Here is a 6,772-nt window from a genome sequence, read left to right on the forward strand (position 1 = left end):
GGGAACCGGACATGACACCCGGCAACGGCAGGTGAGGCTAACGCCACCGTCCCCGCTTGGCCTCCATCGCCGCCCGGCCCTCGGCACCCTTGCGCTTCCAGTCCCGTCTGATCTCCGTGCGCAGCCGCGCGTCGGTCTTGGCGACGATCCACTGGTTTTCGCGCACGAGCTTGCGGTAGCTCTCCAGCCGCCGCTGGGACAGTTCGCCGGCGTCGACGGCTGCCAGCACCGCGCACCCGGGCTCCCGGTGGTGCGCGCAGTCGTGGAACCGGCACCGTCCGGCCAGCTCCTCGATCTCGGAGAACACCTGCCCGACGCCGCTCTCGGCGTCCCACAGCCCGACCCCGCGCAGCCCGGGCGTGTCGATGAGCACGCCGCCGCCGGGCAGCGTGAGCAGGTTGCGGGTGGTGGTCGTGTGCCGGCCCTTGCCGTCGACGTCCCGCGCGGCCCGGACGTCCATCACGTCCTCGCCGAACAGGGCGTTGGCGAGCGTGGACTTGCCGGCCCCGGACGTCCCGAGCAGCACGGACGTCCCGCCGGAGACGACGGCGGCGAGGACGTCGAGGCCGTCCCCGGTCACCGCGCTGACCGGCAGCACCGGTACACCGGGCGCCGTCGTCTCCACGTCCTGGACGAGGTGCGCCAGCACCGTCGCGTCCGGTACGAGGTCGGCCTTGGTCAGCACGACCAGCGGCTGCGCCCCGGACTCCCAGGCCAGCGCCAGGAACCGTTCGACACGGCCGAGGTCCAGCTCGACGGCCAGCGGGACGGCGACGATCGCGTGGTCGACGTTGGCGGCGAGGATCTGTCCCTCGGACCGCTTGGAGGAGGTGGAGCGCACGAAGGCGGTACGGCGCGGCAGCAGCGTGCGGACGTACCGGGGCTCACCGGCCGGATCGACCGCGGCCCAGTCCCCCGTGCACACGACCTTCATCGGGTCGCGGGGGACGACGAACTCCGTGTCGGCGCGCACGGTACCGGCCGGCGTGACGACGTCGCACAGCCCGCGGTCGACGCGCAGGACACGCCCGGGCACGAGCCCCTGCCCCGCGCAGGGAGCGAACGCCGACTCCCAGCCCTCGTCCCAGCCGTACGGGGCGAGAGGGTGCGGCGAAGCGGAAAGCGAAGCGAGATTCAAGGGGGAACCCTTCACAAGGGCGGCCCCGGCAGCGCGCACAGACGCGTGCGCGAGTGGTGGGATGCGTCAGCCGAGGGCCGCGGAGGTGGAGTGGATGAACTTCCGGATGCGGGCAGCGCCCGTCACAGAGACAGCCATCGGTCACACCTCCTTCTCCTCGCTCGACCGACAACGGCGACCGGAAACGGCCACCGCGAAAGGCAGGGCCCACTCTATGGGGGCCGCGCAGGCGGACGCCACCGGTTTTCCCGGGAAGCAACCCGGCGTGAAGCTCCGGCCACGATTCCCGGATCAGGGTGCGTGTCGGGGAGAATGCTCCAACGATGATGCCGTCCCTGCCTGCCGATCCGGACCGTACCGGGCACCCGGAGTCCGCCGTGTCCGCCTCCTACGCCCCCTTCGCGCACCTCACCGTCCCCAACACCGTCCTCTACCGACAGGTGATGACCACGTTCCTGGCGGCCAAGGAGCGGTTCGCGGTACATCTGCGGCCCGAGGACGTGCATGCGGCGCTGGAGCCGGAGCACCGGCCCGCCGACCCGGACACCGTGGTCAAGGCGCTGGACAGCCTCGTCGAGTGGGGCAATCTGCGGGCCGACCCGGACACCTCCCGGGTCACGGCGGTCGAGGACTTCTACCGCAAACGCTTCATCTACCAGCTCACCCGGGCCGGTGAAGCCGCCGAACAGGCGCTGTCGGCCTACGACGAAGCACTCGGGCGGCGCGGCGCGCTGCAGGCCGTGGCGCTGCACGACATCGTCACCCAGCTGCGGGCCCTGCTGGCACTCGCCGCCGAGGACGAGCCGGACGCGGCCAAGGCGCACCTGGCCCTGTCCGCGCTGACGAGCCGGTTCGAGGCGCTGGCCGAGAACGCGCGGGCTTTCATGGGGTCGCTGCAGCGCACCATCGACCTGCACGGCGTTCAGGTCGAGGTGTTCCTCGCCTACAAGGACCGGCTGATCCAGTACCTGGAGCGGTTCATCCAGGACCTGATCACCCTGGGCGGGCGCATCGCCGTACTCATCGGCGAGCTGGAGGCGCGGGGCCGGGCCGATGTGCTGCTGCGGCTGGCGGCTGCCCGGGAGGCTGCCGACGCCGCTCCGGACGAGGCCGAGACCGCCGAGGCGCAGGCCCTTGCGCGGTGGGCGGGGCGCTGGGCCGGGCTCGCCGCCTGGTTCGTCTCCGCGGACGGCCGCGAGTCTCAGGCCCGCCTGCTGCGCGGACGCGCCCTGGGCGCGATCCCTCAGCTCCTGGCGGTCGTACGGCAGTTGAACGAGCGGCGGGCCGGACGTTCGGACCGGTCCGCGGACTTCCGCACCCTGGCCCGCTGGTTCGCCGAGGCCCCCGACGACGAGGCGCGGCACCGGTTGTGGCGTGCCGCTTTCGGCCTCTACCCGGCCCGTCATCTCACCGTGGACGCCGACACCCTCGCCGAGCGCGCGGCCCGTCCGGTGGCCGCGTCCACGCCGTGGGCCGAGGCCGAGCCGCTGCGGATCAGCCCGCAGCTGCGCCGCACCGGAAGCTACGAGCGGCGCGGCAAGGCGCGCAAGGTGCGGGACCGGTCCGAGGAGCGGCGGCGGCTGTCGGAGATCGCCGCCCGGCAGGCGGAGGAGATCGCAGCCGCCCGCGCCCGGCTGGCGACCGGCGGCACCACCCGGCTGTCCGCGCTCCGGGAGCTCGACCCGGTGGCCTTCGGCCTGTTCCTGCGGCTGCTCGGCGACGCCCTGGCCACCTGGCGGCCCGGCATGACGACGACCGTGGCCACCAGCAACGACGGCACGATGGAGATCCGGCTCACCGCCCTGACGGACGGTACGACGGCCGAGATCCGCACGCCGGGCGGGGTGTTCCGCGGCCCCGACCACACGGTGGAGATCACCGACCTCACCCTGACCCGCCGGATACGCGCGGACGGCACCCCGGTGCGGGAGGAGCGATGACCACACCTCTGGGCGAGGTTCTGGACGGCCGGCGCACGGCCGAGTTCCACAAGGCCGCCCGCGCCCTGCTGAGCGAGCCGCTGCTGCTCGCCCGCGGCCCGCACGCCGACGCGTTCCGCCTGGTCCGGCAGTACGCCTCCGAACTGCGTGACTGGTTCGACCGCAACACCGGCTGGTCGCTGCGCGTGGACGCGGAGGCCGCCCGGCTGCGCAAGGCACCCGGCACCCTGGCCGACCCGACCCATCCGGCGCGGGAGGCGTCCCGTTCCGGTGCGCCACTGACGCGTCGCCGCTATGTGCTGCTGTGTCTGGCGCTGGCCGCGCTCGAGCGCGGGGAGGCGCAGATCGCCCTCGGCCGCCTGGCCGAGCAGGTGGTGCTCGACGCCGCCGATCCGCACCTGGCCGCCGCCGGTGTGGAGTTCACGCTCGAGCGGCGCGACGAGCGCCTGGACCTCGCCGCGGTGGTGCGGCTGCTGCTGCGGTACGGGGTGCTGCGGCGGGTGGCCGGGGACGAGGACGCGTACGTCAGCGGGGCGGGCGACGCGCTGTACGACGTGCAGCGCCGCGTCCTGGCCGGGCTGCTCGCCACCCGCCACGGCCCGTCGTTGATCGCCGCCCGCGACTTCGAGGAGCGGCTGGCCGAACTCACCGCGGAGAACGCCCTGGACAGCGACGAGCTGCGGTTCCGTGCGATCCGCCAGATGCTGACCCGCCGCCTCCTGGACGACCCGGTGCTCTACTACGACGAGCTGACCGACGAGGAGCTGGCCTACCTGACCCGGCAGCGCGCCTTCCTGATCGCCCGCGTCGGCGAACTGACCGGCCTGGTCGCGGAGGTACGGGCCGAGGGCATCGCCATGGTCGACCCGCTGGACGACCTCACCGACGTACGCATGCCCGAGCAGGGCACCCACGGGCACGTCACCCTGCTGCTCGCCGAGCGCCTCGCCGCCGCGGGCGGGGAGGTGGGCCGCGGCGAGCTGGAACGCCATGTGCGGGAACTGACCTCCGTGCACGGCGGGTTCTGGTCCAAGAGTGCCAAGCAGCCTGGTTCCGAAGGGGAGTTGGTGGAGCAGGCGTTGGTCAAGCTGACCTCGCTCGGGCTGGTGACCCGCACCGCCGAAGGAGTGGTCCCGCTGCCCGCGCTGGCCCGGTACGCGGTCGGCGAGACCGTGGTCCTGGAGCCGGGTGCCCGTGGCCCGCGCACAACCCGTACCACCGAGCGAAAGGCACCGCAGCAGTGACCGCCCCGCCCGTCCCCGCACCCGGCCGGTGGCGGCCGCTGCGCATCGGCCTGGTCGACCTCTTCTACTACGACACGGAGGAGTTCTGGTTCCGCGACGGCCGTCTGCTGTTGCGCGGCAACAACGGCACCGGCAAGTCCAAGGTGCTCGCCCTCACCCTGCCCTTCCTCCTGGACGGCGACCTGTCCGCCCGCCGGGTGGAACCCGACGCCGACCCGGGCAAGCGGATGGAGTGGAACCTGCTGCTCGGTGGGGAACACCCGTACCCCGAGCGGCTCGGCTACACCTGGATCGAGTTCGGCCGGATCGACGAGGACACCGGGCAGGCCCGTTTCCGCACGCTCGCCTGCGGGTTGAAGGCGGTCGCGGGCCGTGGCATCGCCCGCCACTGGTACGCGGTCACCGACCAGCGGATCGGCGCGGAGCTGAGCCTGCTCGACGCGACCGGCACCGCGCTGTCGCGGGACCGGCTCGCGGAGGCCGTCGCCGGACGCGGCATGGTGTACGACACGGCCACGGCGTACCGCAGGGCGGTCGACGAGGCTCTGTTCGGCCTCGGCGAGCGGCGCTACGCCGCCCTGGTCGACCTGCTCGTCCAGCTGCGCCAGCCGCAGCTGTCGAAGCGGCCCAACGAGACGGCGCTGTCCCGGGCGCTGACCGAGGCGCTGCCGCCGATGGACCAGGCGGTGATCGCCGACGTGGCCGAGGCGTTCCGGTCCCTGGACGAGGAGAAGGAGGAGTTGCGGGCGGCCGCGGAGGCGGAGCGGGCCGCCTCCGCGTTCCTGGACCACTACCGCCGCTACGCCCGCGTGGCCACCCGGCGCCGGGCCCGGCTGCCACGCAGTGAGCACGCCCGCTACGAGCATCTGCACCGCGATCTGGCCCAGGCCCGGTCCGAGCGGGAGGAGGCCGAGGCCGACCGGGCGGCGGCCGCCGGGCGGATCGCCGAGCTGGAGGAGTCGGCCACGCGGCTGAAGGCGCAGGAGGCGGCGCTGCGCGAGGGTCCCGGGATGCGCAGCGCCCGGGAGCTGGAGCAGGCGGCGGCCGACGCGCGCCGCGGCGCCGAGGAGCTGGCACGCGCCGAGGCGGACCGGAAGCAGGCGGCCCGGGTGCACACCCGGGCGCTGGGCCGCCTCGAGTCGGCCGGACGGCGCCTGTCGGCGGCCGAGGAGCAGGCCGCGGACCTGCTCGCCCGCGAACGGGAGGCGGCGGCCGCCGCCCGGCTCGGTGACGAGCTGTGCACCGACGGCGCACCGGAGGCCGAACTGCGGCGTGCGGCCGAGGAGTCGGTGGCCCGCAGGCGGCGCGCCATCGAGCATGTCGAGGCACTGGCGGCCCGCGCCGACCGGGCCGCCGGCGAGCGTCGGGCCGCCGCCCGTCGTCTGGACGAGGCCGAGACCGAGGTCGGCCACACGACCGTGCGGCAGGCCGAGGCGGAGGAGAGGGCGGCCGCGGCGGGCCGGGACCTCGTAGCCCGGGTACGCGCCCACCTGGACGCCTGCGAGGAGCTGTCCGTCACCGATCCCACCGGGCTGCTGGACGGCCTGCAGGACTGGGTGACGCACCTTCAGGGCCGGTATCCGGCACGGGAGCAGGCCGCTGAGGCACATCGCGCGCGGACGGCGCTGCTGGCCGACCGGACGGCCGCTCTCGGCCAGGAACTGGCCGGACTCAGGGCCCGGCGCACCGAGGCCGAGCGGGAGCTCGCCGAACTGGAGGCAGGCGGCCAGCGCGGTCCCGCCGCGCCCCACACCCGTTCGCCCGGCGTACGCGAGCAGGCACCGGGGGCGCCCCTGTGGCGGCTGATCGACTTCCGCGACCAGGTCGGAGCCGGCGAACGGGCAGGCCTGGAGGCGGCGTTGGAGGCGTCCGGACTGCTGGACGCCTGGGTGCGCCCGGACGGCACCGCCGTGCACGCCGACGGACACGACCTCCTGCTGTCCCCGCTGCCGCCCGGAGCCCCGCTGCCCGGCCCGACGCTCGCCGACGTACTGCGCCCGGCCGTCGACCACGGCGACGCGCGCGCCACGGCGGTGGGCGAGCCGGCGGTGGCCCGACTGCTCACCGCGATCGGCCTCGGCCGGGGCGAAGATGCCTCCGCCCCGGCCGCCATGGGCACCGGTCGCGACACCTGGGTGGCGACGGACGGCCGCTTCCGCGTCGGCGCCCTCACCGGCAGCTGGGCGAAGGGGTCGGCCGTGTACGTGGGCGAGGGCGCCCGCGAGGAGGCGCGGCGAGCCCGCATGGCCGCTCTGGCTGCCGAACTCGACACCCTGGCAGGCGACATGGCCCGTCTGGCGGCCGAACGCGCCTCGGTGGACCAGCGCCGCCGCACCCTGGACGCGGAGCTGGCCGCCGTCCCCGACGACGCCGCCCTGCGCCACGCCCACGCACTCGCCGCCGCGGCGGCGGACGCCGCCCACCGGGCCCGTACCCGCCGCGACGCGTAC

General features: G+C 74.8%; 4 protein-coding genes. 3 read left to right on the forward strand and 1 reads right to left on the reverse strand.

Annotated features, from left to right (window positions below):
* Nucleotides 1–37: 37 nt before the first annotated feature.
* Nucleotides 38–1,138, reverse strand: coding sequence for a ribosome small subunit-dependent GTPase A (gene rsgA, locus RH94_RS29050; RefSeq protein WP_073951320.1), 1,101 nt, complete (start codon nt 1,136–1,138; stop codon nt 38–40).
* A gap of 323 nt (nt 1,139–1,461) precedes the next feature.
* On the opposite strand from rsgA, the gene RH94_RS29055 reads away from it, so the two are divergent.
* From RH94_RS29055 to RH94_RS44945, 3 genes are all read left to right on the forward strand, one after another.
* A complete protein-coding gene (locus RH94_RS29055) occupies nt 1,462–3,078 on the forward strand; it encodes a TIGR02677 family protein (RefSeq protein ID WP_234426118.1) in 1,617 nt (538 codons plus the stop codon).
* A complete protein-coding gene (locus RH94_RS29060) occupies nt 3,075–4,322 on the forward strand; it encodes a TIGR02678 family protein (RefSeq protein WP_073951321.1) in 1,248 nt (415 codons plus the stop codon). The genes RH94_RS29055 and RH94_RS29060 overlap by 4 nt, the downstream gene beginning before the upstream one ends.
* The coding region (locus tag RH94_RS44945) for a TIGR02680 family protein (RefSeq protein WP_234426119.1) at nt 4,319–6,772 on the forward strand (2,454 nt) is incomplete at its 3' end. The genes RH94_RS29060 and RH94_RS44945, both read left to right, overlap by 4 nt.

The organism is Streptomyces kebangsaanensis (genome assembly GCF_001906585.1).
In the GTDB taxonomy this organism is placed as follows: domain Bacteria; phylum Actinomycetota; class Actinomycetes; order Streptomycetales; family Streptomycetaceae; genus Streptomyces; species Streptomyces kebangsaanensis.

Coding starts and splice junctions, on each gene's coding strand:
- RH94_RS29055 (WP_234426118.1), top strand. CDS start 1,462: ATGATGCCGTCCCTGCCTGCCGATCCGGACCGTACCGGGCACCCGGAG.
- RH94_RS29060 (WP_073951321.1), top strand. CDS start 3,075: ATGACCACACCTCTGGGCGAGGTTCTGGACGGCCGGCGCACGGCCGAG.